Source organism: Leisingera sp. S232 (assembly GCF_049800895.1).
Classification (GTDB): domain Bacteria; phylum Pseudomonadota; class Alphaproteobacteria; order Rhodobacterales; family Rhodobacteraceae; genus Leisingera.
The window spans coordinates 1-26536 of the sequence record NZ_JBNAFX010000045.1 but is presented as its reverse complement, the minus strand read 5'-3'; the positions used below and the strand labels follow the sequence as shown (position 1 = coordinate 26536).

29 protein-coding genes are annotated in these 26536 nt (G+C 62.6%); 18 read left to right on the top strand and 11 right to left on the bottom strand.

What is annotated here, in order from left to right; translation table 11 throughout:
- Positions 1-271: 271 nt before the first annotated feature.
- Positions 272-1384 carry an IS110 family transposase gene (locus tag ACP151_RS19310; RefSeq protein WP_424979226.1) on the bottom strand — a complete coding sequence of 371 codons (1113 nt, stop codon included), beginning with the start codon at positions 1382-1384 and terminating at the stop codon, positions 272-274.
- A 571-nt stretch (positions 1385-1955) separates the two neighbouring features.
- Here ACP151_RS19310 and ACP151_RS19305 point away from each other — a divergent pair.
- From ACP151_RS19305 to ACP151_RS19290, 4 genes are all read left to right on the top strand, one after another.
- Positions 1956-2138 carry a hypothetical protein gene (locus ACP151_RS19305; RefSeq protein WP_424980511.1) on the top strand — a complete coding sequence of 61 codons (183 nt, stop codon included), beginning with the start codon at positions 1956-1958 and terminating at the stop codon, positions 2136-2138.
- Positions 2139-2302: 164 nt separating this feature from the next.
- Positions 2303-2614, top strand: a complete 312-nt coding sequence (locus tag ACP151_RS19300; RefSeq protein ID WP_424980510.1) for a hypothetical protein — start codon at positions 2303-2305, stop codon at positions 2612-2614.
- Between the two features lie 261 nt (positions 2615-2875).
- Positions 2876-3841 carry a LysR family transcriptional regulator gene (locus tag ACP151_RS19295; RefSeq protein WP_424980509.1) on the top strand — a complete coding sequence of 322 codons (966 nt, stop codon included), beginning with the start codon at positions 2876-2878 and terminating at the stop codon, positions 3839-3841.
- Between the two features lie 323 nt (positions 3842-4164).
- Complete coding sequence (locus ACP151_RS19290; protein ID WP_424980508.1) at positions 4165-4422, top strand: hypothetical protein; 258 nt, start codon at positions 4165-4167, stop codon at positions 4420-4422.
- Positions 4423-4481: 59 nt separating this feature from the next.
- Here the strand turns inward: ACP151_RS19290 and ACP151_RS19285 are convergent, their stop codons facing one another.
- Positions 4482-4619, bottom strand: coding sequence for an entericidin A/B family lipoprotein (locus tag ACP151_RS19285; protein WP_424980507.1), 138 nt, complete (start codon positions 4617-4619; stop codon positions 4482-4484).
- Between the two features lie 220 nt (positions 4620-4839).
- Between ACP151_RS19285 and ACP151_RS19280 the strand changes: the two genes are divergently transcribed.
- From ACP151_RS19280 to ACP151_RS19260, 5 genes are all read left to right on the top strand, one after another.
- Complete coding sequence (locus tag ACP151_RS19280; RefSeq protein WP_424980506.1) at positions 4840-5172, top strand: TraR/DksA family transcriptional regulator; 333 nt, start codon at positions 4840-4842, stop codon at positions 5170-5172.
- Between the two features lie 171 nt (positions 5173-5343).
- Positions 5344-5634 carry a TraR/DksA family transcriptional regulator gene (locus tag ACP151_RS19275; protein WP_424980505.1) on the top strand — a complete coding sequence of 97 codons (291 nt, stop codon included), beginning with the start codon at positions 5344-5346 and terminating at the stop codon, positions 5632-5634.
- A gap of 224 nt (positions 5635-5858) precedes the next feature.
- Positions 5859-6512, top strand: a complete 654-nt coding sequence (locus ACP151_RS19270; protein WP_424980504.1) for a protein-L-isoaspartate O-methyltransferase family protein — start codon at positions 5859-5861, stop codon at positions 6510-6512.
- 131 nt (positions 6513-6643) lie between these two features.
- Complete coding sequence (locus ACP151_RS19265; protein WP_424980503.1) at positions 6644-8068, top strand: TolC family outer membrane protein; 1425 nt, start codon at positions 6644-6646, stop codon at positions 8066-8068.
- Between the two features lie 77 nt (positions 8069-8145).
- Positions 8146-9450 carry a hypothetical protein gene (locus ACP151_RS19260; protein WP_424980502.1) on the top strand — a complete coding sequence of 435 codons (1305 nt, stop codon included), beginning with the start codon at positions 8146-8148 and terminating at the stop codon, positions 9448-9450.
- Between the two features lie 253 nt (positions 9451-9703).
- On the opposite strand, the gene ACP151_RS19255 is transcribed toward ACP151_RS19260, so the two are convergent.
- Both ACP151_RS19255 and ACP151_RS19250 read right to left on the bottom strand, forming a co-directional pair.
- Complete coding sequence (locus ACP151_RS19255) at positions 9704-11158, bottom strand: cobyric acid synthase (RefSeq protein WP_424980501.1); 1455 nt, start codon at positions 11156-11158, stop codon at positions 9704-9706.
- A 191-nt stretch (positions 11159-11349) separates the two neighbouring features.
- Positions 11350-11667 (bottom strand): DUF6280 family protein, encoded by a 318-nt coding sequence (locus ACP151_RS19250; protein WP_008556013.1) that lies wholly within the window; start codon positions 11665-11667, stop codon positions 11350-11352.
- 219 nt (positions 11668-11886) lie between these two features.
- Between ACP151_RS19250 and efp the strand changes: the two genes are divergently transcribed.
- Both efp and ACP151_RS19240 read left to right on the top strand, forming a co-directional pair.
- Positions 11887-12450 carry an elongation factor P gene (gene efp / locus ACP151_RS19245; RefSeq protein WP_424980500.1) on the top strand — a complete coding sequence of 188 codons (564 nt, stop codon included), beginning with the start codon at positions 11887-11889 and terminating at the stop codon, positions 12448-12450.
- Positions 12451-12646: 196 nt separating this feature from the next.
- Complete coding sequence (locus ACP151_RS19240) at positions 12647-14626, top strand: bifunctional 2',3'-cyclic-nucleotide 2'-phosphodiesterase/3'-nucleotidase (protein ID WP_424980499.1); 1980 nt, start codon at positions 12647-12649, stop codon at positions 14624-14626.
- Between the two features lie 72 nt (positions 14627-14698).
- On the opposite strand, the gene ACP151_RS19235 is transcribed toward ACP151_RS19240, so the two are convergent.
- The gene (locus tag ACP151_RS19235) at positions 14699-15244 is read right to left on the bottom strand and encodes a hypothetical protein (RefSeq protein ID WP_424980498.1); all 546 of its coding nucleotides are present in this window, start codon (positions 15242-15244) and stop codon (positions 14699-14701) included.
- 274 nt (positions 15245-15518) lie between these two features.
- Positions 15519-16262: a YgfZ/GcvT domain-containing protein gene (locus ACP151_RS19230; protein WP_424980497.1), complete on the bottom strand. Its 744-nt coding sequence runs from the start codon at positions 16260-16262 to the stop codon at positions 15519-15521.
- A gap of 99 nt (positions 16263-16361) precedes the next feature.
- On the opposite strand from ACP151_RS19230, the gene ACP151_RS19225 reads away from it, so the two are divergent.
- Positions 16362-17042 carry a TIGR04283 family arsenosugar biosynthesis glycosyltransferase gene (locus ACP151_RS19225; RefSeq protein ID WP_424980496.1) on the top strand — a complete coding sequence of 227 codons (681 nt, stop codon included), beginning with the start codon at positions 16362-16364 and terminating at the stop codon, positions 17040-17042.
- Positions 17043-17092: 50 nt separating this feature from the next.
- Here ACP151_RS19225 and ACP151_RS19220 read toward each other — a convergent pair whose 3' ends face one another.
- Positions 17093-18952, bottom strand: coding sequence for an ABC transporter ATP-binding protein (locus ACP151_RS19220; protein WP_424980495.1), 1860 nt, complete (start codon positions 18950-18952; stop codon positions 17093-17095).
- A gap of 206 nt (positions 18953-19158) precedes the next feature.
- Between ACP151_RS19220 and ACP151_RS19215 the strand changes: the two genes are divergently transcribed.
- Complete coding sequence (locus ACP151_RS19215) at positions 19159-20367, top strand: pyridoxal-phosphate-dependent aminotransferase family protein (RefSeq protein ID WP_424980494.1); 1209 nt, start codon at positions 19159-19161, stop codon at positions 20365-20367.
- 31 nt (positions 20368-20398) lie between these two features.
- Here the strand turns inward: ACP151_RS19215 and ACP151_RS19210 are convergent, their stop codons facing one another.
- Positions 20399-20593, bottom strand: coding sequence for a histidinol phosphate aminotransferase (locus ACP151_RS19210; RefSeq protein ID WP_424980493.1), 195 nt, complete (start codon positions 20591-20593; stop codon positions 20399-20401).
- Positions 20594-20683: 90 nt separating this feature from the next.
- Positions 20684-21793, bottom strand: a complete 1110-nt coding sequence (locus tag ACP151_RS19205; protein ID WP_424980492.1) for a pyridoxal phosphate-dependent aminotransferase — start codon at positions 21791-21793, stop codon at positions 20684-20686.
- Between the two features lie 94 nt (positions 21794-21887).
- On the opposite strand from ACP151_RS19205, the gene ACP151_RS19200 reads away from it, so the two are divergent.
- The 4 genes from ACP151_RS19200 to ACP151_RS19185 all read left to right on the top strand — a co-directional run bounded on the left by ACP151_RS19200 (position 21888) and on the right by ACP151_RS19185 (position 24690).
- Positions 21888-22952: an SMP-30/gluconolactonase/LRE family protein gene (locus tag ACP151_RS19200; RefSeq protein WP_424980491.1), complete on the top strand. Its 1065-nt coding sequence runs from the start codon at positions 21888-21890 to the stop codon at positions 22950-22952.
- Between the two features lie 72 nt (positions 22953-23024).
- The gene (locus tag ACP151_RS19195; RefSeq protein ID WP_424980490.1) at positions 23025-23810 is read left to right on the top strand and encodes a crotonase/enoyl-CoA hydratase family protein; all 786 of its coding nucleotides are present in this window, start codon (positions 23025-23027) and stop codon (positions 23808-23810) included.
- 410 nt (positions 23811-24220) lie between these two features.
- Positions 24221-24418 carry a hypothetical protein gene (locus ACP151_RS19190; RefSeq protein ID WP_424980489.1) on the top strand — a complete coding sequence of 66 codons (198 nt, stop codon included), beginning with the start codon at positions 24221-24223 and terminating at the stop codon, positions 24416-24418.
- Positions 24415-24690 (top strand): hypothetical protein, encoded by a 276-nt coding sequence (locus ACP151_RS19185; protein WP_424980488.1) that lies wholly within the window; start codon positions 24415-24417, stop codon positions 24688-24690. Before ACP151_RS19190 ends, ACP151_RS19185 begins: the two co-directional genes overlap by 4 nt.
- A 58-nt stretch (positions 24691-24748) precedes the next feature.
- Here ACP151_RS19185 and ACP151_RS19180 read toward each other — a convergent pair whose 3' ends face one another.
- Both ACP151_RS19180 and ACP151_RS19175 read right to left on the bottom strand, forming a co-directional pair.
- Positions 24749-25651 (bottom strand): fructose bisphosphate aldolase, encoded by a 903-nt coding sequence (locus ACP151_RS19180; protein ID WP_424980487.1) that lies wholly within the window; start codon positions 25649-25651, stop codon positions 24749-24751.
- An 80-nt stretch (positions 25652-25731) separates the two neighbouring features.
- Positions 25732-26064, bottom strand: coding sequence for a DnaJ family domain-containing protein (locus ACP151_RS19175; RefSeq protein ID WP_424980486.1), 333 nt, complete (start codon positions 26062-26064; stop codon positions 25732-25734).
- A 289-nt stretch (positions 26065-26353) separates the two neighbouring features.
- Here ACP151_RS19175 and ACP151_RS19170 point away from each other — a divergent pair.
- A partial coding sequence (locus ACP151_RS19170; protein WP_424976771.1) for a transposase occupies positions 26354-26536 on the top strand: 183 nt, incomplete at its 3' end.

The window sequence follows — 26536 nt, the reverse complement described above, 5'->3', positions numbered from 1 at the left end:
TTGCATGTCTTTTGTCAACAGGGGAGGCGCAGGGGTAATTGCTCCATCTTGTCGATGGAGTGATGTCTGCCATAGGATTGGGTGGGTCAGGCTGGGTGAGCCATTCGGATGGCGACGGTCTATCAGTCTTGCATTCGCGGATCGGAACCGCATGAACGTGCTACGTCGCAGGCCTTTCTCTTTACTCCCTCGCGGGCGTCGGCAGATCCTGCCCAAAGGGCGAAGCGAGAGTTGCCTTAACCGCAGGTTTCACCCGGCCTGACCCGCAGCCCTAGCCGGAGCTGGGCTGCATCTCTTGCCCCAGGGCCCAAACGAACCCGGCGAGTTCGCGCGCGATGGCGGCAACAATGACGGTCGATTTCTTTCCTCGGGCCTGAAGCGATCGGTATCGCTTGCACAGCCGTTCTTGTGTTTTCCAGGCCAGATCGCGCACGCATTTTGGCTGGGTTTCGAGAACACGCGCCTTGTGCTGGGCAACTTTCGCCGGGAAGCGATAGGACCAGGCCGCCTCGATCAGCATCCTGCGAGCTTCACGGTTCCCGGTTTTGGTGATGCCGCCCCGGCGGATGGTGCCGCCGCTCGAGTATTCAGACGGCGTGAGCCCGAGATAGTTCATCAACTGGCGAGGTTTGTCGAACCGACTGATATCGCCGATGGTGGCCGCAAGCGTCGCCCCAGAGACCAAGTCGAGCCCTCGAAAGCAGCGGAGCGCATAGACAAACTCTCCGAGCGACCAGTCTGGCACCAATTCTTCGATCCGCTTGACCATGTTGTCGCGCCGTTCAACAGCGGTCCAAACCGTTTGGACATAGTCCTGGAACACAATTTGCTGCGCCGGTTCGTCAAAGCTCTGGGTCCCAAGCCACCGGCTATGGATTTTTGTCCAGGGTTTGCGATTGGGAGGATAGGTCCGGCCGTGCCGCAACAGAAACGAAGAAAGCTGATGGCGGGCTGTTGTCACCTGTCGCACAGCGTCCATTCTCGCCCGGATCAGATCACGCATGGCTTCATGTCGGCCGTCTGGAACCCATACCGGCGTCAGTTCGCCCGCCCGATGCAAGACGGCCAATCGCTGTGCATCCCGCCGATCCGTTTTGACCTTGTCCCCAGGCGCCACCGCGATCTTGGTCGGGGCGACGACGCTGCATTCATGCCCCGCCCCTGTGAGTTGCCGATAGATACCGTAACCACAGGGTCCAGCTTCATAGCAAAAATCCAGCGCACGACCGCGTTCTGACAATCGTCGCATCAGGCTTTCCACGGCGACCGGTGTGTTTTCAATGTCCCCAAGAAAGCGCACCTCGCCAGTGCGCCCATCTTCGGCCAATCCAACTGAGACGTTGCGTTTGTGAACGTCCAAGCCAACAAATAGTCTCTGCTCCATTCCTCACCCTTTTCATTTTGCTGCCAAATTCGATGACATCAGCATAGTTCGGGGTCGAGCGAAGCAGACTCCTTCATCTCGTTCAGCGCATTAAGGGTATGCGGCCGGATCCGCCGGATCCGGATCCAGTCCCGGCAGCTTGGGGTTCGGACAAGCCGAACGCCGCTTCGCTGCATCAGGGGGAAGACGCCGCCTTCCCCCTCGGGCAACCCCATTAGACAGCACCGTGTCCTCGGCTACGCCTGCGGGCCGCACCACTGATGTCGAATGGCATTGCCTCGCCCCCATCCGCGTTCGCCACGTGGCAGATTTCCGAGACGAGGCCCTAACGGGCTCCGCTCAGAAATCACCAACAACGGTTGGGCGGCAGCGGATGACAAAAGACATACGTACTCCGCGTATCGCGGCACAGCATGGCATCGGAATAAGCTCTACTGCCTTTCCCGCGCCTCCCAAACATCTCAAATTCTCCCCACTCCCTGCAGGCCGCGCCAAAATGCGCTATACTGCTTTCATTCCGCGAGACGCGCGACCCTCTGGTGGGTGACACAAGCAAAGGAGGACAACCCGCATGGATGCCATCAAAGCAAGTGAATATGCCCGTGCGCTTTATGCCGCGCATGGCGGCAAGGCCGAAGCGGAGGCGGCGCAGAAGATGCGAGTCTGCGCAGAGGCCGGCAAGGACAGTGAGGCCGCGGACTGGAAAGCCGTGCGCCAGGCCGTGCGTGCGATGCGCGGGCCGAACCAGGCCTGAAACCGGCAGAGGTTGGGGCGGGCAATCCAGCGTTCTAGCCTCTGCCTGCCCGTCTCTGTAAAGGCCTCGTATGCCAAGATTGAATCGCGCGCCGGCTTGCGCCATACTGCCCCCAGTTCCGCGGGCATCAGACCCGCTTTTCAAAAAAATGGGGCTCGAGCCGGATGAAATTTCTCCTGACCGCCGCGCTATGCGCAGGAACCCTGGGCCTGATGGCGCCACCAGAGGCCGAGGCCGGCGCCATTGAACGCGCCTGCCGCCAGTCGGACCGCTCTGCGGCCTCGCCGTCCTTGTGCAACTGCATTCAGAAAGTTGCCAACCGCAGCCTGACACGGTCAGAGCGGAAAACCGTCTCCAAATGGTTTGCCGATCCGCATCAGGCACAGGTGGTGCGCCAGTCCAGCAACCACAGCGACGAACGCCTGTGGGAGCGCTACAAGGCGTTTGGCGATCACGCGACGCGCAGCTGCGGCTGAGCCACCGGCCCAGCACCGACCCAGTGTCATGGTGATGGAGGGCGTCCCTGCGGGGCGCCTTTTTGGGTTGGCTGGATGACAATCGCGCGATGGCCTGGCGGTTTTGTCCGTCCGGGGGGTAATGCGCTGCCAGCGCCTCTGCTGGCAAACAATGCATCTGCTCTGCGGCATTTTCGCAAGGGGGAAAACCCGCAGGATTGCCACACTTGACCCGCGCATCCTCAAACCGCAAAGAACGGCCTAAGGTATTGGAGCGATTGCATGTTGATCAAAGGTGTTTCCTTACGCGGGCTGGAAGTGTTTGAGGCTTTGGCCAAGACCGGGTCAGTGGCGCAGGCCGCAGAGATAACCGGGCTGAGCCAGCCCGCCGTCAGCCAACAGATGCGCAACCTGGAAAAGGCGCTGGACAGCGAGCTGATCGACCATGGCCGCCGCCCGATGGTGCTGACGGCTGCGGGCCGCAGTTTTCTGGCACGAACTGAGGCAGTTCTGAGTGAGCTGCGGCTGGCGCAGAGCGAGCTGACGGTGATGGATCTCACCCATCTGCAGGCGCTGTCGATCGGGCTGATCGATGATTTCGACAATGATCTGACGCCGCGGCTGGCCACCATCCTGGCCGACAGCCTGACCCAGTGCCGCTTCAAGATGATCACCGCCTCCAGCCATGACATTGTGCGGGCGATGGAGGCGCGGGAGCTGCATATTGCCGTGGCCGCCACCGCCGGCGGCCTGCATGAAGGGCTGGTGGAATACCCGCTGGTGCGCGATCCCTTCATTCTGGTGGCGCCGCGCGGCGCGGTATCCGATGCGGCGCAGGCCGCAGAGCAGCTTCGCGAGCTGCCTTTCCTGCGCTACGCCCGCGAGCAGCTGATCTCGCAGCAGATCGAAGGGCTGCTGGTACGTCAGAAGCTGGAGTTCGAGGACCGGTTTGAAGTCGGCTCGCATCTGGCGCTGATGGCGATGGTGGCGCGGCGGATCGGCTGGGCTGTCACCACGCCGCTGGGCTATATGCGGGCTGCGCGTTTCCATGACCAGATCGACGCCTTCCCGTTGCCCTTTGGCGAGATGTCGCGGACCATTTCCCTGTTCACCGCTGCCGACTGGGCCGACCGTGTGCCGCGCGATGTGGCTGAGACGGTACGGCGGCTGGTGCAAAGCCATATGATCGACCCCGCGGTGCAGCAAATGCCATTTTTGGCAGGTGGTTTTCGGGTGATCGCGGAATAGCTACAGCGCCGCGTGCAGGCCTTTGGCCGCTGCGGTGACTTGAACGAAAGTCTCAAAATCTCCGCGGCGGATCTGACGGGCGCACAGGTCCGACAGGTCCAGTTATCGCGTCCTCGCGGCCGCCTGCATCGAACCGTTGGGCGGGCAATCCTGCGCGCTGCCGAGGGGGCGCCTCTGATCACTCCGGCCAAAACCCGCCGAACCCCATGCGCCAAGCTCCGCCGGTTCCCCCCTCTCGCCGCTGCCCCGGCTGAAACCCTGCGGCAAAACTGCTATCCTCAGCCCAGTCTGACGTTTCAGGCAAACTTGCGGAGGATGGCCTCATGACACCCAAAACAGCGAAACTCTCCACCTTGGCAGCAGTTCTGTGCCTGCTGGCGTCCCCGGCGCTCGCCGGACAGTGTCCGGCAGATATGGCCAAGATTGACGCCGCGATTGTGGCGGGAACCAGCCTCAGCGACGCGGATCTGGCCACAGTCCAGGAGTTGCGCGCCGAGGGGCAAAGCTTGCATGACGGCGGCGATCATGCGTCCTCGGTTGCCATTCTGGCCGAGGCGAAGAGACTGCTGGGGATTGAATAACCCCGCAAAAGAAAACGCCCGGTGCAAAGACCGGGCGTGTCTCTCGGAACCAGTAAACCTTACAGCGCGTCCTGCACGTCCTGTGCTGCGCCGCTGATCGCCTGGCCGGCCTTGGAAATATCGCGCCCCGCGCCCTTGGCGGTCTCGCAGGCTGCCAGCCCCAGCAGCATCAGCGCACATACAGCAATCCGGATCATCCCCGAAACTCCTCAAGTCTGCTTTGTCTTGCCGGGCTGTCTAGCAAGCCGCCTCGGTTCAGGCCAGAGGAATTGAGAGGCGGAGGTGTCGAAGGCCAAGGGGTTTGTAGGCCGGGAAAAGGGCACCAGCAGATTGCGCACCGCCTGTTTGAGCAAGGTCAAGGCCGCCGCCAGCCAGTGGGGCTACCCTGTTGGCACATAGCAAATGGAGGGCGGAAACATGGATCTAACCAGCCGCAAACAGGCGCTGGAGACGCGCCGCGCGGAACTGATCGCGCATCTGAACATGGTGGAGCATTCATTGGATGCGCCGATGCCGCAGGACTGGGAGGACCGCGCGACTGAACGCCAGGGTGACGAGGTGCTGGAAATCCTCGGCAAGGCAGAGCAGGACGAGCTGCGCCGGATCGGTGCTGCGCTGGAGCGGATGCGGGCGGGAACCTATGGGATCTGCACTGCTTGCGGTGCGCAGGTATCCGCAGCGCGGCTTGATCTGCTGCCTGCGGCGGCGTTCTGCAAGTCCTGTGCCGGGGTAGCGGCGGGGCAGGGGTGAATGGGGTTTCAGAAGGGATTTACTTGAAATTTGCAACTTAAGGGGTAGTGCATTCCCCTTAAATCGCGAGTACCTTGATTGCGGGCAACGAGATAAAACTGACCGGGGACCAACAAAGCGCGAAACCTGAACTGGAGGGCATGGACGATGAACTTTTCCGCCAGAGAACAAATGCTTGAAGCGCGGCGGCTGCAGCTGTCCGGGCTGCTGTCCCGGTCTGCTGAAGTGCCCGATGCAGCCCGCATGGGCTCACACCGGCAGCCGCAATCAGAACGCTCTGCCGGCTGTGGGATCGAGGTGCTGCCCCAGGCCAGCCTGGAGGAACTGCAGCGGATCGAGGCGGCCTTGACGCGCTTGCGCGACGGCTCCTACGGCTATTGCCGGATTTGCGGCGACGACATGGGCGACGATTGGCTGGATCAGCGCCCGGCCTCTCCTTTCTGCAAGTCCTGCGCGCTTTAGTTTTGCTGCAGCTCAGCGGTGCTGCCGTCTGCTGCAGCGCTGCCCCTGATCTTTCCAGTGCCAGCACCCTGCGGGGGGCTGGCCTTTTTGCGGCGCCCTGCAAGGACCAGTTGCGCCGCAGCAGCGGTGCACCACTTTGGCCCTTACAGCGCAAAGGCCCCGTTGCCGTGGTTGCCGGGATATGCCACAACCGGCCTGACCGACTGAACAAATGAGTTTAGCAGATGCCAGATTTCACCGAGCGCCGCCGCATGATGGTGGATACCCAGATCCGTCCCTCGGATGTCACCAAATACCCGATCATCGATGCCATGCTGGCAGTTCCGCGGGAGGCATTTGTACCTGATGCGCAGCGCGAGGCGGCCTATGCGGACCAGAATGTGCCGCTGGGTGGCGGCCGGGTGCTGATGGAGCCGCGCACTCTGGCCAAGATGCTGGATGCGGTGGATCTGCAGAACGACGAACTGGTGCTCGATGTGGCTTGCGGGCTGGGTTATTCCACGGCTGTTGCCGCACGGATCGCGCAGATGGTGATTGGTGTCGAGGAAGATGAGACACTGGCAGCGGAAGCCCAGGAACTGCTGTCTGAGACCGGCGCCGACAATGCCATTGTGCACACTGGCCCGCTGGCCGAAGGCGCAGCGGAGCATGGGGCTTATGATGTGATCCTGGTGCAGGGCGGTGTCGAGGATTTGCCTGCCGCGCTGCTGGACCAGCTGAAGGACGGCGGCCGTGTTGCTGCGCTGATGGTGACAGGCGCGCTGGGCGAAGTGAAGATTGGCTACAAGACCGGCGGCCGGATCTCCTGGCGGTTTGAATTCAATGCCAGCGCACCGGTGCTGCCGGGCTTTGCTGCTGCACAGGAATTCGTGCTCTGAGAAACCGGGGCGGATGTTGCGGCGGGGCAAAGTCGCAATAGATATAGATTGACCGGGCGCAGCGCAAAGCGGGGCCTGGAACTGTGAACAACTCTCCGCGGCTGGCGGCGCGGCAAAAGATAAGGCAACCGATGCGAATGAAATTTCCCGCGAGTGTGTTTAAGGCTTTTGTGTTTGCCGGTGGTGTCGCAGCCACGGCCCTGATGCCGCTGAAGGCAGCGGCCGACAACCTGTCCGATGCAATGATCGGCGCCTATAAGACCAGCGGCCTTCTGGAGCAGAACCGGGCTTTGCTGCGCGCCGCAGATGAAGATGTCGCCATCGCGCTGTCGCGGTTGCGGCCGCTGATCGCATGGACGGTGACTGCAAGCCACAATTACTCCCGTGGGTCCGGCCAGTTTTCCGGCTTTAATGAGCTGACAGACAATGACATCAGCACCCAGCTGCAACTGACCCAGCTGCTGTATGACGGCGGCGAAACCCGCCTGCGCAAGGAGTCTGCTCAGGCACTGGTGCTCGCCACTCGCCAGCAACTCCTTGGTATCGAGCAGCAGGTGCTGCTGGCCGCGGTGCAGGCCTATGTCGGTGTCCTGCAGGGGCAGGAAAATGTGGCCCTGCGCCGCAACAACCTGCGCCTGCTGCAAGAAGAACTAAAAGCGGCTCAGGACCGGTTCGAGGTCGGCGAAGTGACCCGCACCGATGTGGCACTTGCCCAAAGCCGGGTGGCTGCCGCCCGTGCCAATCTGACTGATTCCGAGGGCGTTCTGCTGACCGCCCGCGCGACCTATCAGCAGATTGTCGGCCACGCGCCTGGCCGCATTGCAGGCCAACCCCGCCTGCCGTCGCGCACGACATCACTTGATCAAGCGCAATCCATCGCACTGCGCAACCAGCCGGATCTTCTGAGTCAGCAGCATGCGGTCAAGGCGGCGGATCTTTTGGTGCAGGCGGCAACCCGCGCCCTTGGGCCAGATGTCACCTTCAGTGCCACCGCAGGGCTGAGCGACAGCATCAATGATGGCGACGGTATCGGCTCGACTGCAACGGCGTCGGTGGTGATGACCCAGGAGCTTTATACCGGCGGTCGCAATGCCGCCACGCGGCGCCGCGCCATTGCCAGCGCTGATGCAGAGCGCGGTGCCCTTATCAACACACAGCGTGCGGTGCGACAGGCAGTCAGTGCCGCTTTTTACAACGCTGAAACGGCTCGGGTCAGCTTGATTTCCTCCGGTGAACGGGTGCGCGCATCCAAGGTCGCCTTTGACGGTATCCGCGAAGAGGCCACCCTCGGGGCCCGGACCACGCTGGACGTGCTGCAGGCAGAGCAGGAATATCTGGATGCCCAGACCGAACAGGTGAACTCACGTGCTGGCCAGGCAATCGCGGCCTACCAGCTGCTGCAGTCTCAGGGCCTGCTGACCGCCGAACATCTTGGCCTGGCAGTGGAGATCTATGATCCCACGCTTTACTATAACCTGGTCAAGGACGCGCCAGCCCAACACAGCAAACGCGGCAAGGATCTTGACCGTGTACTCAAGGCCTTGGGGCGGAACTGACAACTCATCCTATCTGTTGTGCGGCGACGGGAAGGCCGCTACACTCCTCTGCAAGAGGCAAGAGTGGTTATTAGATAATGTCCGACCCAGTTACCCATGCTGAGATTGAAGATGTATTGTCCTCAATCCGCCGCTTGGTGAGCGAAGACACCCGCAGCCAGTCGGCAACGCCGGATCCTGCCGCCCGGTTGATGCTGACACCAGCCCTGCGGGTGCAGAATCCAGATGTTGCCAGCTGTCGCCCGGTGGCGGCCGCGACAGAGGCCGCCGTGCAGCCGGAAAAACAAGCAGAAGCTGATTCGCAGCCAGATGCCCCCGGCGCAGCCAAGGCTGAGCCGACCGATGCAGGCACGGCCGCAGGCGACGGGGCAGCTGATTTTGCCGAGCCTGCAGAAATGCTGGCACAAGAGCCGCCGCTGGCCTTCCGGCATCACCGTGAACGGTTCGCCGAAAATTCCGGGCAGGATGATGCTGAAGACCTGGAGGTTGCGCCTGCCGGTATGGAGCTGAGCGGCGCTGAACAGTTGGATATCGGCGAAACTGAAGACGCGGTGAAAGACGAAGAGGCAGCGCAGGCCGAAAACCAGGCCCCTTGGGGCGACCCCGAGACCACCCTGTTTGCTGCTGCTGCCGTCGCCGACCCCGGTGCCGCAGAAATGACCGAGGCGCAAGAAGCGTTTTCAGACACATCGCTCGCCGAAGATGCACCCGCCCAAGCTGTACCTGCTGAAACTGGGCCTGCCGAAGTTTCACCTGCCGAAGCTGCACCTGTCCGGTTGAAGGATGAAAGCCTTGGGGACAGTACCGCGCGCGGTCGCGCGGCCTCTGTTGTGCGTAAAATCGCGGAGCTCGAAGCGCGCAGCTCTGCCGCGGCAGACAGCGTCCAGCAGCAGTGGGAACCGGACAGCCAGACCGAGGCGCCGTTTGCAGGCCCCGACACCATCGAATGGCGCGACGCGCCGTTGCGGCGACGTCCTGAGCCTCGGCAAGACGGCCATGCCGATGATGCTGTCGCCGCTGCGGAGCCAGAGCTGAACGCGGAGCCAGACTTTGCCGCTGCCAGGGACAGCAAGGCTGCTGACTGGGATCAGGCCGGTGAACAGGGCGTTGATCAGGCCGGGGATCAGAACTGGGATCCGGAGCGGGATTTGGCCGGTGCCTCGGTTGAAACTGTGGTGGAAGACGCAGTCACAGGCGGGACGCTGGAAACACTGGCAGAGGGCAGCGACGGGTATATTGACGAGGACAGCCTGCGTGATCTGGTGGCATCCATCGTCCGCGAAGAACTGCAAGGACCGCTGGGGGAGCGTATCACTCGAAACGTGCGCAAACTGGTCCGCCGCGAAATCCAACGCGCGCTGGCAGCCAACGATCTGCTCTGATCCGGACTCTGTGCAGAGCGGGGTCTGCAACCCGCGTTCTGCTCTAAACACCGCTCAAAACAAAAGGGGGATCTGCCCCTTTCCCGACGCTTTCACCAACTGAACTGATGCCTGGGTCACAGCGGACCCTGCATCAAGGCCGCTGCGAGCCGGCGATGGCGGCGCGGCACCCGGCTCGACAGGTGCTGGCATCAGCAAGGGCAAACGCGAAGGCGGCAGAGAAAGTCGAAGGCCGTATGCTCCGCAGCTGCTGTTATGTCCGAACGTCCTGGGCCAGTCGCAACAGGCGGTCCAGGTCCATATGGCGCTCCAGATGGTCCGCCAGCGCATCCAGCGTGTCCTCGACACCGTCTTCATAGCCTGCCTGGCTTTCTGCCCCGAGGCTTGCCAGCACGCTGGCACGAAAGGCATCTGCGGAAAACAGACCGTGCAGGTAGGAGCCCTTGACCCGCCCATCAGCTGACGCCGCGCCTTCGGCCCGACCGTCAATGTCCAGCCAGGCGCGGTTGCAATCGGCGCCTTCGGTGCGGCCCATGTGGATCTCATAACCATTGACTGGCAGATTGCCGTCCCGCGTGACCGCTTCGGTCAGGGTGACCCGTTTCTCACCCGCCATCACCGTGTGAACGTCCAAAAGACCAAGCCCATCGACCTTGCCGGGCCGTCCGTCGACGCCTTCGGGGTCGTCGATGGTCTGCCCAAGCATCTGATAGCCGCCGCATAAGCCCAGCACATGGCCACCGCGGCGGTAATGCGCCAGGATGTCAATGTCCCAGCCCTGTGCCCGCAGATAGGCCAGGTCACCGATGGTCGACTTGCTGCCGGGGATGATCACCAGATCCGCATCGCCGGGCAGGGCGCGGCCGGGCGGCACGATCTCCACTGTCACTGCAGGTTCTGCCGCCAGTGGATCCAGATCGTCGAAATTCGCCATCCGCTCCAGCTGCGGCACCACCACCTTGCAGGCGCCGCCCTTGCGCGAGGTGATGTCCATCATGTCCTCGGCCGGTAGCTTCCAGGCGTCCCAGAACCACGGCACCACGCCCAAGGATGGCCAGCCGGTGCGTGCGGCAATATCATCGCGGCCAGCGTCAAACAGGCTGATGTCGCCGCGGAACCGGTTCACCATGAAGCCTGCGACCCGTTCCAGGTCCTGCGGTTCAAGCACTGCATGGGTGCCGACGATCTGCGCAATCACCCCGCCGCGGTGGATGTCGCCGGCAATCACCACCGGCACCTTGGCGGCGCAGGCAAAGCCCATATTGGCAATGTCGTTCTTGCGCAGGTTGGTCTCAGCAGGGGATCCCGCGCCCTCGATCAACACCAGATCGGCATCCGCCGCCAGCCGGTGAAAGCTCTCCAGCGCCGCCTCCAGCAGGCCCGTTTTGTCGCGCATGAAGGATCCGGCGCCTTGGGTGCCGCGCCGCTTGCCCTGCACGATGACCTGGGCGCCGGTGTCGGTTTCCGGCTTCAACAGCACCGGGTTCATATCGGTATGGGGGGCTCGTCTGGCTGCTCGGGCCTGCAAAGCCTGCGCCCGGCCGATCTCGCCGCCCTCGGGGGTGACGGCGGCATTGTTGGACATGTTCTGCGGCTTGAACGGCGCCACCCGCAGCCCGCGCCGCACATAGGCCCGCGCCAGCCCTGCCACCAGCAGTGACTTGCCGACATTGCTGCCGGTGCCCTGGATCATGATTGCACGTGCCATCAACCGCTCCCTGCCTGTGTCCCGCACTTCACGGGCCTGCATAGCAGGTTAGACGCAGCCGTCCATGGGGGCTGTGCCGCAAGCGTCTCGCGGCGGCTGCAGCGCGACAAGCTGACCTTGCGGAACCCGTGGCTGCCAAAACAAAAACGCGCCCCTAAGGGCGCGCTTTTCAGCAATGCGCAAGGGAAGCCTTAAGCAGCTTCAGCCTGCGCAGCGTTGCGGCGTTCGCTTTCTTCACGCGACAGAGCAACAGAGGTCCGCACACCGCGGCCCACAAAGTCCATCAAGCCTTCCACAACCCGTTCGTTCGGGTCGATACCGGCGCAGGACAGCACTTCGCGACCATCGCGTGAGCGCGCCCAGCGGGCGATCTGTTCCGGGCCATTGCCGTATTTCTTGTCGTCGGCGATGGCATCATCCAGCGCGGCCAGCACAACCGCAGCAAACAGTTTGCGGGCACGGTTGCCCTGTTCGTTATTGTAAGCGGTGCCGTCTACGAAATCTCGCATCTCGTATCCCTTGTTGTTCTTGCTATTGCAATTTTCGGCGTTGGGCTGCTTATGACGGAAGTGTGACGATTCGGATAGAGCGCAGATGCATAGCTTTCATGCAATTTGCGCATATCTTCTTCACAGATCCTCCATACCATATCCTTGTCTTGCCAGCGATCAGCCTGCCAGATATAGGGGCTTGCAAGTTTTCAACAACCATCCGAAAGGCATTTTCCCATGCCCAAGATCAACGGCAACGAAATCCGTCCCGGCAACGTGCTGGAACACAACGATGGCCTGTGGGCGGCGGTGAAGGTCGATCACGTCAAACCCGGCAAGGGCGGTGCCTTTGCCCAGGTTGAAATGCGCAACCTGCGCAACGGCTCCAAGCTGAACGAACGCTTCCGTTCCGCCGACAAGGTGGAGCGCGTGCGTCTCGAGCAGAAGGACCAGCAGTTTCTCTATGAGAGCGACGGCATGCTGGTGTTCATGGACGCCGAAACCTATGAGCAGATCGAACTGCCCGCAGAGCTTCTGGGCGACCGCCGCCCGTTCCTGCAGGACGGCATGACCATCGTGGTGGAGTTTTACGAGGCCGAGGCGCTGAACGCGACCGTGCCGCAGAAAGTCACTTGCAAGATCGTCGAGACCGAGCCGGTCGTCAAAGGCCAGACCGCGGCGAATTCCTTCAAGCCCGCGATCCTGGACAATGGTGTCAAGGTCATGGTGCCGCCCTTCGTCGGCCAGGACGAGATGATCGTCGTGAACACCGAGACCATGGAATATTCCGAGCGCGCCTGAACCTCTGCCGGATCCGATGTTCCCCAATGATCAAAGCCCCGTGCAAACCGCGCGGGGCTTTTTCTTTGGCAGGCGCTGCAGCGGCGGGGAACTGCCGCTCTGCCAACACAAAAGCGGCAAGCTGTCATGTTTGTATTGCCCACCCGCGGCAAAACGGTTGAGATGAGATGTTCTGCAACTTCGGAAATTAGATCCCATGCAAAAACCCAATAGTTCAGCCCTTTCGCGCCGTCAGTTTCTTGCCCGGTCAACAGCCGGTGCCGCATTGATATCGCTGCATCCATTTTCAGTTGCCGCCGCCGGAAACCAAGCCCATCTGAGGATCATGGAAACCACTGATATTCACGTCCATGTCTTCCCCTATGACTATTATGCCGACAAGCCGCGCGACACCGTCGGGCTGAGCCGCACCGCCTCGATCATCAACGATATCCGCGCAGAAGCCGCCAACTCGCTGCTGGTCGACAATGGTGACTTCCTGCAGGGCAATCCAATGGGTGATTACATCGCCTATGAGCGCGGCATGAAAGACGGCGACAGCCACCCGGTGATCAACGCGTTCAACACCATTGGCTATGATGCGGCGACACTCGGCAACCATGAATTCAACTACGGCCTGGATTTCCTGGACAAAGCTCTGGCTGGCGCCGATTTCCCTGTTGTGCTGTCCAATGTTGCCAAAGAGCTTGGCAGCGGCCCGCGCAGCGACAAACCTCTGTTCAAGCCCTACACCATCCTCGAGCGGGAGATGGAAATGGGCGATGGCTCCAAGCTGCCGATCAAGGTGGGGGTGATCGGTTTCACCCCGCCGCAGATCATGAACTGGGACCGCAAGCACCTGGAAGGCAAGGTCCAGGCCCGCGACATTGTCGAGACCGCCAAAGCCTTTGTGCCGGAAATGAAAGAGCGCGGCTGTGATCTGATTATTGCTCTGTCGCATTCGGGGATCGGAGAGGCCGATCACAGCGACGGGATGGAGAATGCGTCGGTCGCCCTGGCAGCCGTGGACGGGATTGATGCGCTGGTGACAGGCCACAATCACCTGGTGTTTCCGTCTCCGGCCTTTGACGGTCGGCCGGGAGTTGATGTTGAAAACGGGACGTTGATGGGGAAGCCGGCCGTTATGGGCGGGTTCTGGGGGTCCCATCTGGGCGTGATGGACCTGCTGTTGGAACGCGACGGCAACGAATGGCGCGTGATCACCGCCACGGCAGAGGCCCGGCCGATTTCCAAACGCAACGAGGACCGCTCCATCACCGCATTGGCCAAAGACGACAACGCCGTGCTTGCCTCGGTTGCTGCCGAGCACGAAGAGACCCTGGCATATGTCCGCCGCGCTGTCGGCAAGACATCAGCGCCGCTGCACAGCTATTTTGCGCTGGTGGCGGATGATCCTTCGGTGCAGATCGTTTCGATTGCGCAGAAATGGTATGTCGAAGAGATGCTGAAAGGGACCGGGCACGCAGGTCTTCCTGTGCTGTCGGCAGCTGCACCATTCAAGGCAGGCGGCCGGGGCGGGCCGGAGTATTACACCGATGTTCCGGCTGGCGATGTGGCCATCAAGAATGTTGCCGACCTCTATCTCTATCCCAATACGGTCCGGGCCGTGCGGGTCACCGGCGCCCAGGTGCGCGGCTGGCTGGAACGCTCTGCCGGAATGTTCAACCAGATCACGCCCGGTTCCAAGGATGCAGCGCTGCTGAACCCGTCGTTCCCGTCCTACAATTTCGATGTGATGGACGGGGTGACCTATCAGATCGACCTGTCGCAGCCGCCGCGCTTTGGTCCCAAGGGTGAAGTGGTGAACCCGGATGCGGCACGGATCGTGAACCTGGAATTCAACGGCGCGCCGCTGGAGGACACGATGGAATTCATCGTTGCCACCAACAACTACCGCGCGTCGGGCGGCGGTGCTTTCCCGGGTGCCAAAGGCGATACCATTGTGTTCGAGGCGCCAGATACCAACCGGGATGTGATCGTGCGCTACATCCTCGAACGCGGCACAATCGACCCCAAGGCGGATGCCAACTGGTCCTTTGCCCCGCTTCAGGACACCACTGTTCTGTTTGAAACCGGCCCCAAGGCCCGCGGCTATGCAGACAGTGTCAAAGGTGTCACGCTTGAGGACGCCGGGGACGGCGAGGGCGGCTTTGCCGCGTTCCGCATCAAGCTCTGATCTGCGCCGCAGGCAGCAGAACAATACAGGAGCGGCCGACCGGGCCGCTCCTGTTTTCCGCGCTGCAGGCTGTTAGCGGGCAGGCAGCGCCAGGCTAAAGCCGCATTCATCCATCATTTTGCCATAGGCCGCAGTGAACCCGCTCAGCGAAGCCTCGTAGAACATATTGCTGCCGGTCCAGATCTCGACCCAGCGGCCCTGCTGCATCGCCTGCAGCATCGGCAGATGGTCCTGGAACCGCAGCGCGGTTTCGGCCTCGGCCAGCCCCTCCTCGCTGATCCAGGAATTGATCCCGGCCTCAACCGAAAAGCTGCGGTCGAAATCAAAGAGGAAATCCACCGTGCCGCCCTGCTGCATCAGCGTCGGGTGATGGCGCGGGGCATATTCTTGCACCTTGGCCATCGGGTAGAAATCCGGCGGCCCGGCGTCGCCGGAGAAGGCCGAGACCTCCAGAACCGGATCGCCATCGCCACCGGTCCAGGCGCGGCAGATCAGATAGCTGTCCTGCTCGGTTTCATGCGGCTCAACTGAAACGTTCCAGTCCTTATAGCTCCAATATTCTGCCCAGCCGGGCGAGGCTGCCAGCGCCGCAAGGCAAAGACCCATGATCAGTCGCATCCTGATATCCTTTCAGCAGATCATCCGCAGGTTTCGCCCGCGACCCTAGCGCGAGGAAATGAACAGAGGCTTGTCAGGCGCCAGGCCTGCCCAGCCGTACCGATCGCCTGCAGCATTCTGGATACCCACCCGGCCCGCGGGGTGGTCTTGGCCACCGTCTGGCGGTCATCAGTCAGCTTCTGCAGCTGCCCTTCTGACAAATCGCCGCCAGGAAGCGGGCGGGCATGGGCAACCTCTGCACCCAGCAGAAACTGATCGGTATCGTTCAGCCTGTTCACGCCTGCAGCGTAATGCGGGCATCACCCGCCTGCATTTCTCCCTTGGCGCGGTCAAACCGCAGGTAGGCAATACCCTTGCCGCCCGATTGGGTGAACAATGTGCCTGCTGCCTTGCCGTCTGCGGTGATCTCGGTTCCCACCGGGGCAGCGCCTGCAACATCAACCCTGCGCAAGCCCTTGCGCAGTTCGGTCTTATGCTTCATCCGCGCGGTCACCTCTTGGCCGACATAGCAGCCCTTGCGGAAATCGACGCCGCTCAGCGCTTCGAACCCGGCTTCCAGGATATAGCTGTCCGGCCCCAGCTCGATGCCGGTTTCGGGGATGCAATGGGCAACCCGGATCGCGTCCCAGTCGCTGCCGTCGTCACCGCCCTCGGCCCCATACAGCCGCCAGCCCATGTTTGCATGGCGTGGATCCGCCAGCGCGCCCGCAGGTGCTGTGCCGGTGCCGCGTTTCACCTGCAGGTCCGTCATCCCGACCTGCACATCGGCCCGCAGCCGGTACATGTTCAGCCGCTTCATCAGCCCATCTGCCAGCGACGCCTCTACGTCCAGCAGCACCGCATCTCCCTCTGCTGCCAGAAAGAAATCCGCCAGGTATTTGCCCTGCGGGGTCAGCAGGGCGGCATAGACCAGCCCGCTGTCCGGGTCGCCCAAACGCTCCACATTGCTGGTTACCAGCCCCTGCAGAAAGCTGCGGGTGTCGGCGCCACTCAGGCGCAGGATGCGGCGGTCGCTCATGTCTGGTCTCCGGATTGCCATCTACGGCGTTTCACTGACTGGCCCAGTGATATAGGAAGCAGGGCGGAAGAAAACAGCAAATCCGCAAAGGACCAGCCTATGCCAGCGCCTGTCAGTATCGTGATCCCGGTTTTGAATGCCGCAGAAGAGCTGCCCGCCACGCTGGAACACCTGATGGAGGGGCTGGCGGCGGGTCTGATCCGGGAACTGGTGGTGACCGATGGCGGCTCCACCGACGCCACCCGCGCCATTGCCGAAGCTTCTGGCGCTGAGTGGATCACCGCTGCGCCATCGCGCGGCGGTCAGCTGCGCCGGGGCTGCGCGGCAGCCCGGGGGGACTGGCTGCTGGTTCTGCATGCGGACACCCATCTGGAACCCGGCTGGGCCAAAGCCGTGTCGGACCATCTGCTGCAGGGGCAGGGGCGTCCTGCCTGTTTCCGATTGCGCTTTCGGGCGCGCGGGGTGATGCCTGCCTGGGTCGCAGGCTGGGCCAATCTGCGCACGCGCCTGTTTGCGCTGCCCTATGGTGATCAGGCCCTGCTGATCCACCGCGACGCCTATGAGGCCGCAGGCGGGTACCCCGATCAGCCGCTGATGGAGGATGTGGCTCTGGTCCGCCGCCTGCAAGGGATCACTGTGCTGTCCTGTGCCGCCCTGACCAGCGCCGCGCGCTATCAGCGCGCTGGCTGGCTGCGGCGCGGGGGCCGGAACCTTTGGACGCTGATGCGGTACTTTCTGGGTGTTGCGCCTGAAAACTTGGTAAAAGCGTATCAGAAGTAGACAGCTCTGCTCGGCGAGTTGGCCGGGCAGAGCTCTCGGTGTGCAACAGTTTACCCGAACACCTTGCGGGCAAAGCGGCGCAGCCAGCCGGCCTCGGCGTCGCTGCCGCGGATGTTTTCGGGCACCTGCGCCGCCACCCCGGCGTTGTCCACCACGGTCTTGCCGTCCTGGAACTGCAGCCGGTAGAGATCGGCATAGATGCCGCCGCGCTCCAGCAATTCACCGTGGCTGCCCTGGTCCACCACCCGACCACGATCCATGACCACGATCTTATCCGCATTGCGGACCGTCGACAGCCTGTGCGCAATCACCAGCGTGGTGCGCCCGCCGGCCAGTTTGTCCAGCGCCTGCTGCACCACTTTTTCCGACTGCGCATCCAATGCCGACGTCGCCTCGTCCAGCAACAGAACCGGAGTGTTGCGCAGCAGGGCGCGGGCAATCACCACCCGCTGCCTCTGACCGCCCGACAGCGCCGAGCCGCGCGGCCCGACCCGTGTTTCCAGACCATGTTCCAGCTTGGGCAGGAAGTCCGCCACATGTGAGGCATCAAGCGCGGCCTGCAGCTCCTCATCGCTGACATCGGTGCGCCCCAGAACGATGTTCTCGCGCAGGGTCTCGTCAAACAGCAGCGCTTCCTGTGTCACGACGGAAAACAGTCCGCGCAGATCGGCAGTGTTCAGATCCTGCACCTCGACCCCGCCGACGCTGACGGCACCGCCCTGCGGGTCCACCATTCGTGTCAGCAGGTTAAAGATCGTCGACTTGCCCGCCCCTGATGCCCCCACCAGCGCGGTGGTCTGGCCGGCCTCAGCCACCAGGTTCAACCCGTGCAGGATCTTTGCCTCTCCGTAGCTCAGCTCGACAGCTTCCAGTTGGATCGCGGGCAAGCCTTCCGGCACCCGCTTCGGCTCCGCAGGTTCGCTCAGCAGGATCGGCGCATCCAGCAGTTCCTTGATCCGCTCCAGCGCCGCTGCCGCGCTCTGCCATACGCCGGAAATATTGGCCAGCCGCCGCATCGGTTCAAACGACAACCCGATCGAGGTGAAAAAGCTCATGAACTGGCCCACGGTCTTTTCCCCGGCGATGATCTCATTGCCGCCATAAAGCAGCACGGCCATAAAGCCGACCCCGGCCATGATGTCGGTCATCCCCGAAATGGACGAGGTGCCCAGAGCCGCCTTTACTTCGGATTTGACAAATTCGTCCTGGCGTTCGCCAAAGCGGCGGGTCTGGTAATCTTCCAGCCGGTTCAGCTTGACCGGCACGATGCCATGGAAAATCTCGTCCAGCCGGGTGGCCAGATCGGCGCCCAGATCACGCGCGCGCGACGCTTTCTTGCGCACATAACGCTGGATGGTGGAGATCGGCAGCAGCAGGACCGGCACCCCGACCAGCAGGATCAGCGTCCAGCGCCAGTCGATGCTGAAGGCCACGCCCAGCACCGCGACCAGCGCCACCAGATCGCGTCCTGCGCCGGTGATCACCGCCTGCCAGACCGAATTGATTGCGCCCACATCGCTTTGCACCCGCTGCAGCAGCAGCCCCGGCGGGTGCTGCTGGTGAAACGCCGGATCCTGGCGGATCAGCCGCGCCAGCATGTCCTTGCGCAGATGCGCGGCAGAGGTCTGCGAGACCTTGCTCAGCAGCACCTTCTGGGTGACGCTGGAGATGCCGCGCAGGGTGAAGATCGCCAGAAACGCCAGGCTGACCCAGACCAGTGCAGTGGAGTTGCCTGCGACAAACACCAGATCGAACATCGGCTGCATCATGTAGCCAAGCGCGCCCATGGTGGCGCCCTCAATCAGCATGAAGATCACGGCGATGCCCAGAAGACCGATGTAATGGCGCAGATATCCGCGCCACAGCCAGCCAAACAGTTCTTTTGAGGACTTGTGTGGTTTCTGGCTCATGTCAGCGCTTCCCGGCAGGAAATTCGTGTCATTGCGGGCCTTTCCCTGTCGTTCCTGCGCCATTTAAGCAGGTGGGCGGCAGGGCGCAAGCACTTCGCCGTGACCTTACGTCGCCGGGAATTGACGCCGCAGGCAGTCCCGCTACTGTGCCGCTATGGTTCAACCGCGGCAAATTTTGGGCCGTGCCCAGTTAGGTATCATCAAACATGAGCGGATCAGTGAACGTAGCGACCGGGCGTCAGTATCTGGCCATACCAGGCCCGTCGGTGGTCCCCGATCAGGTGCTGCAGGCAATGCACCGCCCGTCTCCCAATATTTATGCGGGCGCGCTGGTCGAGATGACCGCAGGTCTCATTCCGGACCTGCGCCGGGTGGCGCGCACAGATCACCACGCCGCCATCTACATCTCCAACGGTCACGGCGCCTGGGAGGCGGCACTGCAAAACACCCTGCAGCCCGGCGATCTGGTGCTGGTGCCCTCCTCGGGGCAGTTTGCCATTGGCTGGTCGGAAATGGCCCAGGGTCTGGGGATTGAGACCAAGGTTCTCGACTTCGGCACCAGCGCCCCCTGGGACATGGCAAGGGTCGCTGAGGCTCTGGCCGCCGACACCGCGCATCGCATCAAGGCGGTTCTGGGCGTGCATGTAGACACCTCCAGCTCCATCCGGAATGACATCGCAGGCCTGCGCCGCCTGCTGGATGAGGCCGGCCACCCGGCGCTGCTGATGGTGGATTGCATCGCGTCGCTGGGATGTGAACGGTTCGAGATGGACACCTGGGGCGTCGATGTCATGGTCAGCGCCAGCCAGAAGGGGCTGATGATGCCGCCGGGCATCAGCTTTGTGTTTTTCAATGACAAAGCCGCCGCGGCGCGGCGCGCACTGCCGCGCGTCAGCCGTTACTGGGACTGGGAGCCGCGCGCCAACCCGCAGGAATTCTACCAGTATTTCGGCGGCACTGCGCCCACTCACCATCTTTATGGCCTGCGCGCGGCGCTGGACATGATCCATGGCGAAGGCATTGAGAATACCTGGAACCGCCATGTTCATCTGGCGGAAACCATCTGGGCCGCCTGTGAAGCCTGGGGGGCAGACGGCCCGCTGCGGATGAATGTGGCGGACCGGCCCATACGCTCCCACGCGGTGACGGCTCTGGACATCGGCGCACCGGACGGCACCCGCCTGCGCAGCTGGGTCGAGCAGAATATGGGGCTCACGCTGGGCATCGGCCTTGGCATGGCGCCATCGGGCAGCCCGGACTGGCACGGATACTTCCGGCTTGGCCATATGGGCCATGTGAACGGACAAATGGTGATGGGTCTTTTGGGCGGCATTGAAGCCGGCCTCACCGCGCTGGACATCCCGCATGGGGGTGGTGCGCTGGAGGCCGCCACAAAGGTGCTGGCAGGCCGCTAGCAGGCTTGGGCCAGGTCGTCGGCGGCAGTGTCTACGCTTTTTGCGAGTTCAGCCTGATCTCCAGCCGGGTGATGAAGTGGTTGATCAGCACAGCCAGCACCAGAACCGGCACCAGACCGTACAGCACCCAGACAACAAAGAAGATCCACATCAGGTTGATGCCGACAAACATGATCGCGGCGGTAAAGAAATCCGGCATGGCGTCCGGCAGTTCAGGGTCCCGCATGACAATTCTCCCGGTGAGATCCTTCGATAGTAGGCCGGGAGGGGTGAATGTCCGGTAAAACCGGCGCGATCAACAGGCTGCCGGCAGAAATCAGCCGGCGCGTGCTGTCGCCAGCGCCTGGGGCAGCGCCGCAGCAAAGGCATTGAGCTCCCTCGCAGGCCCGCAGCTCACCCTTATGCAGCGGTTTTGCGGATCGGCAAAGGGCATCCGCACAAAGATCCCCTGATCCACCAGCCCGTCCAGCACAGCCTTGGCAAAACGTCCGTCCTGTCCGCAGTCAATGGCCACGAAATTGGTCGCTGAGGGCAGGGCGGTCAGCCCGTTCTCCACTGCAATCTCTGCAATCCGCACCCGCGCCGCTTCAATCTGCGCCAGCACCTCCGCCAGCCACGCCTGATCCTGCAGCGCCGCCAGCGCGCCTGCCTGCGCGGCTCGGTTCATACCAAAATGATTGCGCACCTTGTTGAAGGCGGCGATCAGCTCCGGGTGGGTGATGGCATAGCCCACCCGCGCCCCCGCCATCGCATAAGCCTTGGAGAAGGTCCGCATGCGGATCACCCGCATGTCATCCGCACTCACTGGCGCCGCAGTGCCTTGCGGCGCGCATTCCACATAGGCCTCATCCAGCAGCAAGAGGCAGCCCGCAGGCAGCCGGTCCAGCGCCGCCGCGATATCCGCCCCCTTGTGCCAGCTTCCCATCGGATTATCCGGATTGGCCAGATAGACGATCTTGGCATCCACGTCCGCCGCCTTGGCAAACAGCGCCTCAATATCCTCGCGGTCATCCTTGTAGGGTACCCTGTGGATCACCCCGCCAAACCCCGCCACATGATAGTTGAAGGTTGGATAGGCCCCCAGCGAGGTCACCACCGCATCGCCCGCGCCCACCAGCAGGCGCACCAGATAGCCCAGCAGCCCGTCGATGCCTTCGCCGACAATGATATGCGCTGGGCTGATACCGTGATGCGCCGCCAAGGCATGGCGCAGATCATGGCTTTCCGGATCGCCGTATTTCCAGATCTCTGCCGCGGCCTGTGCCATCGCCGCCAGTGCCTTGGGCGAGGGGCCAAAGATGTTCTCATTTGCCCCCAGCCGCGCGGCAAAACCCTGGCCACGGGCACGCTCCTGTGTCTCGGGGCCGACAAACGGCACGGTGGCAGGCAGGGAATGTGCAAGCGGGGTATATCGGGGACCAGTCATTGCCGCAGATAAGCCTATGCAAGCACACCGGGCAAGGCTTGCGTTGCCGCTCCGGCCGGCGCAACCTGCGCGCAGATTTCAAAGGAATTCCTTCATGCGCATTGCCCTGGCCCTGCTGACCGTCGCCCTTGGCTACATCCTGTTCTGGCCGGTGCCGGTTGATCCCATCGCATATGATCCGCCCGCAGCGCCTGATTTCACCGGCAGTTACGCAGAAAACAACGCGCTGGATGCGGCTGCTCTGGTCCATCTGCCAGACGGCGAACTGGGGCCAGAGGACATCGCCCGAACCCCGGATGGCGCCATCTACACCACCAGCCTGTCCGGCAGCCTCTACCGTATCGACGGGGAGGAGCCGGTGCTGGCTGACCGCCTCGGCGGCCGCCCGCTGGGGCTCAAGGCTGGCCCGGACGGGGCGCTTTACATCGCCGACAGTTTCCGCGGCATTCTGCGCTGGACCGGCCCCGGCACGCTGGAACCGGTGGCGGAAACCCTCGAAGGCGCGCCGATCATCTATGCAAATCAGCTGGATGTGGCACAGGACGGCACCATCTATTTCTCCAACTCCTCAGACCGGTTCGACCCGGAAACCATGGGCGGAACCAAGCCGACTTCGATCCTGACTATCTGGGAACAGTCAAACACCGGTTATGTGGCCCGCATCCATCTGGACGGCACGGCGGAAAAAATCGCCACCGGCTTTGTCTATACCAATGGCGTTGCCCTGTCGCCGGATGAGGAATTCCTGCTGATCAACGAAACCGGTCGCGCCCGCGTCCACCGGCTCTGGCTCAAGGGCGACCGTGCAGGCCAGCAGGAGGTGTTCCTCGACAATCTCCCCGGCTATCCAGACAATCTGGAGGCCCAGGGCGACGGCACCTATTGGCTCGCCTTCGCCAGCCCGCGGGTGCCCTCAGAGAAACTGATGCCGTACCCGGCTGTGCGGAAAATCATCTGGCGCCTCGGCCCGCTGGTGCGCCCGGCGCCGATCCACCGCGGCATGCTGATCCAGTTCGACGGGCAGGGCAACATCCTGCGCAGCCTGCAGGACCCGGACGGGCGCCTCGGCGTTACCACCGGCGGCAAGGTGATGGATGGGCAACTCTATGTCATGACCCTCGACTCGCCCTGGTTCGCCCGGATGCCGCTGCAGCCCTGACTTCAGGTAGGGCTGGCATCTCCGCCGCGCCCGGGGCACGCTGAGCGCAAACCGGATTGAGGAAGAGCAGCCATGAAGAAAGTCACCATCGGCTACAAGGACCACATTGCCTATGTTACGCTTGCCCGCCCGGACAAGCACAACGCCCTGGACGAGGAGATGATCGAAGCCATCATCGCCGCGGGGCAGGAGGTGGCCACATCAGACGCCTGCGTGGTGGTGCTGTCGGGCGCCGGAAAAAGCTTCTGCGCGGGTCTCGACATGGCGGCACTGGCGGGTTTTGCGCAGCGCGACCTCAGCACCTTGATCATGGAACGCACCCACACGGACGCCAATGCCTTTCAGGAGGTGGCGATGATCTGGCGCCGGCTGCCCATGCCGGTGATCGCGGCCATTCACGGCGCCTGTTTCGGCGGCGGGCTGCAGATCGCACTGGGCGCTGACATCCGCATCGCCCACCCAGAGGCACAGCTGTCGGTGATGGAAATGAAATGGGGACTCATCCCCGATATGGGCGGCATGGCGCTTCTGCCGCACCTGCTGCGCTCAGACGTGCTGCGCCGCCTGACCTACACAGCCGAGAAGGTCGACGCGGCGCAGGCGCTGGACTGGGGGCTGGTGACAGAGCTGACTCCCGGCCCGCTCAGCCGCGCACAGGAGCTGGCGCTGGACATCGCAAGCAAAAGCCCCGCTGCCGTGCGGGCCGCCAAACGGCTGATTGCCTATGCCGAAAGCGGCGCCTCGCAGGCGGATGTGCTGCTGCGCGAAAGCGCAGAACAGTTGGACCTGATCGGCAAGCCCGACCAGATCGAGGCCGTGGCAGCAGGGCTACAAAAACGCCCGCCCGATTTCGGCTGATCCACGCCCTCCGGCTTCTTTCTGGTCAAAAATACCCATGCCCGCTGCCTGCCACAGGGCTCCGTCGGCGGCGGCTCAAGCAGCGGTTCGCACTCCGGAAACTTCTTTGGAAACTGCAACAGCGGAATTTCGCCAAATTGTCCGTAAATCCGCTCATGCAGGCGGGAAACCGCCGCCCGCCGGCGGGAAAATGCCGCGTAAAATCAACGCCAATTCCCGTTAACCTCTTGGTAACATCTGCGGGCGAATTCTGCCTTCAACAGGGCGCGAAAGTGACCAACCCAGTCACTGGAAATCTGCAGTCGACGGGCCAGCACGGGCCGCCGGACGGCAGGGAGCGGCCTGGAAAACTGCAATAGAACCGGTGGTGGTCAGGGGCCACTGCCGGGCTTCAGAAAGGAGTGAGGCTGATGCAACTGGTGCAGAAGAAATGGTTTATCTCGTTTGAAAGCGGCGCCCTCTTGTCCCGGACCGGGGACCGGATCACCTATTTTTATGACGAGGCGCTCAGTTTTGGCGACCGGGAGGCGGCGCAGCAGTATCTGGCGGTCAATGAAAACACCGTCAGCTGCACCGGCCTGCGCCCATCGCTGACCGAAGCGGCGTGAGCGGATGGCTTGCCGCCAGCCGGGCAGCAGAGCGCCCCTATCCGCCCGAAGGCCGGATGCCTAGCACAGTCCGTTGGCTGCTGGCCATATGCGGGGTGCTGATCTCGGCCTCCGCATTGGTCTTCTGGGTCTGGCTCGGCGGTGCGGGTCAGGCGCCCGAAGACCAGCCAGGCTGGTTCACCCTCACTGCGCTGCGGTTTTTCTGGCTGCCGTTTCTCAGCGGCGCCGGTCTGGTGCTGGCCGTCTGCTGTGCCGGGCGGAACGGGTATTGACCTCAACGAAAAAGGCCGCGCAGATGCGCGGCCTCTTCGTTTCCGGGGTCCGGAAATCTTACAGCGAGGCGTCGTAGATCTTGGTGATATTGGCGCCCAGGGCGGCATCATATTCCGCAGCGGACATCGATACGTTCAAGCCTTCGGTCAGCGCGCGGCTGAAAGAAGCGATCATCTTGGCGTTCTGCGACAGGCGTGCGCAGGCGTCATCGGTGGTGTAGCCGCCGGACAATGCCACAACACGCACAACATTGGCGTGGTCGGCCAGATCATCATAGAGGCCCGCCTGGCTCGGGATGGTCAGCTTCAGCGCCACTTTGGCGTCCGCCGGCAAAGCGTCCAGCTGCGCCTTGATTTCCGCCTTCAGGATCTCTTCGGCCTCGGCTTTGGTGGCAGAGTTGATGTCCACTTCCGGCTCGATGATCGGCACCAGGCCGGCCGCAACGATCTGCTGGCCCACGTCGAACTGCTGGGCCACAACCGCCTTGATGCCTGCTGCATTGGCGTCCTTGACGACCGAACGCATCTTGGTGCCGAAAATGCCTTTGTCGCCCGCGCGCGCCAGCAGCGCGCCCAGCTCCGGCATCGGCTTCATCATCTGCACGCCGTTGGCTTCATCGGCCAGACCCTTGTCCACCTTCAGAAACGGCACCACGCCACAGCTGTCCCACAGGAAATCCGCGGTCGGCTTGCCTTCGATTTCGCCGTCCATGGTTTTCTCGAACAGGATCGCGCCCAGGATACGCTCCTGGGTGAAACTCGGCGAAGTGATGATCCGGGTGCGCATTTTGTGGATTTCGGCGAACATCTCCTCGTCGCCGGAATAGGCGTCTTCGGTCACGCCATAAAGCGCCAGCGCCTTTGGGGTGGAGCCACCCGACTGGTCCAGCGCAGCGATGAAGCCTTTGCCGGAGGCGATGCGGTCGAGTTGTGCCTGCTGCACAGAAGCGTCTTTTGCCATAATGCGTCACTCTTCTTTGGAATGGTCTGTCTTGGGGCTGTCTATAGCGCGAATCCCGCAGGAGACAACGGGGTGTTGCGCTAACGGAAGAAGGATTTCCGCGCATCCCGCGCCATGTTGTAGCGCATTTCCAGATCCGAGATCCGCGCCATTGCCGCCTTGCGCTGCCCGGGAACCGTCAATCCGGTGTAATTGCGGCGCGCCTCAGCCAGTTGTTCCTTCAGTGTAAACTCCTGTGGCACCACGCCTGCCTGCGCCATGATCCGCAGGCCTGCCGCCAGCCCGGCGTCCACATGTGTTTCGCTGCTGAGGCCGGGCAGGGGCTTGCCTGCGCCCTCCGGCTCCTGCAGCGGGCCCTCGGCCTGCGCCTTGGCAAGCTGCCGTTCGATCAGGTTGCGGAAAGCCCGGATCATCTGACCCCCCTGTCTTTCGCGGTGAGTTTACCTGTAGAATGCCAAGCAAAGCTGACCTTCTTGTCAGATTTCTGACCCAAACCCAGAAAACGAACGTTCATGCAGAAGGCAGCGAAGATGCCAAAAGAGCCCTTAGCTGCCGCTGGCTAGGTGAGGCCACCTCGCAGCTGCAGTATGTCGATCCCAGCCCAAAGCAGACATAACTTTCAAGTTTATCGTTCGGATTGGCGTTGTTGCACAAAGGCCGTAGAGGATTCACTTTGCGAATCCCGTAGGTTAGATCGGCGGCATGCCGAAGCCTGCCTCTTCCCGCTATCGAACAACGAACTGGTCCAACTATAACGCATCACTTCGAAAGCGCGGCTCTCTGCTGGTCTGGTTTGACCGCGACATGACCTGGTTCGCCGAGCGATGCGGCAAACGCGGACGACCGGAGACCTTCTCCGATGCGGCCATCCAGTTCTGCCTTAGT

What these genes read in the sequence shown, in the direction of transcription:
- ACP151_RS19290 (WP_424980508.1), top strand. Translation starts at nt 4,165, where the DNA reads ATGACACCCAAAACAGCGAAACTCTCCACCTTGGCAGCAGTTCTGTGC.
- ACP151_RS19230 (WP_424980497.1), bottom strand. Translation starts at nt 16,262, where the DNA reads ATGAGCGACCGCCGCATCCTGCGCCTGAGTGGCGCCGACACCCGCAGC.
- ACP151_RS19175 (WP_424980486.1), bottom strand. Translation starts at nt 26,064, where the DNA reads ATGATCCGGGCTTTCCGCAACCTGATCGAACGGCAGCTTGCCAAGGCG.
- ACP151_RS19255 (WP_424980501.1), bottom strand. Translation starts at nt 11,158, where the DNA reads ATGGCACGTGCAATCATGATCCAGGGCACCGGCAGCAATGTCGGCAAG.
- ACP151_RS19235 (WP_424980498.1), bottom strand. Translation starts at nt 15,244, where the DNA reads ATGCGACTGATCATGGGTCTTTGCCTTGCGGCGCTGGCAGCCTCGCCC.
- ACP151_RS19190 (WP_424980489.1), top strand. Translation starts at nt 24,221, where the DNA reads ATGCAACTGGTGCAGAAGAAATGGTTTATCTCGTTTGAAAGCGGCGCC.
- ACP151_RS19215 (WP_424980494.1), top strand. Translation starts at nt 19,159, where the DNA reads ATGAGCGGATCAGTGAACGTAGCGACCGGGCGTCAGTATCTGGCCATA.
- ACP151_RS19295 (WP_424980509.1), top strand. Translation starts at nt 2,876, where the DNA reads ATGTTGATCAAAGGTGTTTCCTTACGCGGGCTGGAAGTGTTTGAGGCT.
- ACP151_RS19275 (WP_424980505.1), top strand. Translation starts at nt 5,344, where the DNA reads ATGCTTGAAGCGCGGCGGCTGCAGCTGTCCGGGCTGCTGTCCCGGTCT.
- ACP151_RS19225 (WP_424980496.1), top strand. Translation starts at nt 16,362, where the DNA reads ATGCCAGCGCCTGTCAGTATCGTGATCCCGGTTTTGAATGCCGCAGAA.
- ACP151_RS19310 (WP_424979226.1), bottom strand. Translation starts at nt 1,384, where the DNA reads ATGGAGCAGAGACTATTTGTTGGCTTGGACGTTCACAAACGCAACGTC.
- ACP151_RS19195 (WP_424980490.1), top strand. Translation starts at nt 23,025, where the DNA reads ATGAAGAAAGTCACCATCGGCTACAAGGACCACATTGCCTATGTTACG.
- ACP151_RS19265 (WP_424980503.1), top strand. Translation starts at nt 6,644, where the DNA reads ATGCGAATGAAATTTCCCGCGAGTGTGTTTAAGGCTTTTGTGTTTGCC.
- ACP151_RS19220 (WP_424980495.1), bottom strand. Translation starts at nt 18,952, where the DNA reads ATGAGCCAGAAACCACACAAGTCCTCAAAAGAACTGTTTGGCTGGCTG.
- ACP151_RS19180 (WP_424980487.1), bottom strand. Translation starts at nt 25,651, where the DNA reads ATGGCAAAAGACGCTTCTGTGCAGCAGGCACAACTCGACCGCATCGCC.
- ACP151_RS19270 (WP_424980504.1), top strand. Translation starts at nt 5,859, where the DNA reads ATGCCAGATTTCACCGAGCGCCGCCGCATGATGGTGGATACCCAGATC.
- ACP151_RS19285 (WP_424980507.1), bottom strand. Translation starts at nt 4,619, where the DNA reads ATGATCCGGATTGCTGTATGTGCGCTGATGCTGCTGGGGCTGGCAGCC.
- ACP151_RS19305 (WP_424980511.1), top strand. Translation starts at nt 1,956, where the DNA reads ATGGATGCCATCAAAGCAAGTGAATATGCCCGTGCGCTTTATGCCGCG.
- efp (WP_424980500.1), top strand. Translation starts at nt 11,887, where the DNA reads ATGCCCAAGATCAACGGCAACGAAATCCGTCCCGGCAACGTGCTGGAA.
- ACP151_RS19240 (WP_424980499.1), top strand. Translation starts at nt 12,647, where the DNA reads ATGCAAAAACCCAATAGTTCAGCCCTTTCGCGCCGTCAGTTTCTTGCC.
- ACP151_RS19205 (WP_424980492.1), bottom strand. Translation starts at nt 21,793, where the DNA reads ATGACTGGTCCCCGATATACCCCGCTTGCACATTCCCTGCCTGCCACC.
- ACP151_RS19210 (WP_424980493.1), bottom strand. Translation starts at nt 20,593, where the DNA reads ATGCGGGACCCTGAACTGCCGGACGCCATGCCGGATTTCTTTACCGCC.
- ACP151_RS19280 (WP_424980506.1), top strand. Translation starts at nt 4,840, where the DNA reads ATGGATCTAACCAGCCGCAAACAGGCGCTGGAGACGCGCCGCGCGGAA.
- ACP151_RS19250 (WP_008556013.1), bottom strand. Translation starts at nt 11,667, where the DNA reads ATGCGAGATTTCGTAGACGGCACCGCTTACAATAACGAACAGGGCAAC.
- ACP151_RS19260 (WP_424980502.1), top strand. Translation starts at nt 8,146, where the DNA reads ATGTCCGACCCAGTTACCCATGCTGAGATTGAAGATGTATTGTCCTCA.
- ACP151_RS19300 (WP_424980510.1), top strand. Translation starts at nt 2,303, where the DNA reads ATGAAATTTCTCCTGACCGCCGCGCTATGCGCAGGAACCCTGGGCCTG.
- ACP151_RS19200 (WP_424980491.1), top strand. Translation starts at nt 21,888, where the DNA reads ATGCGCATTGCCCTGGCCCTGCTGACCGTCGCCCTTGGCTACATCCTG.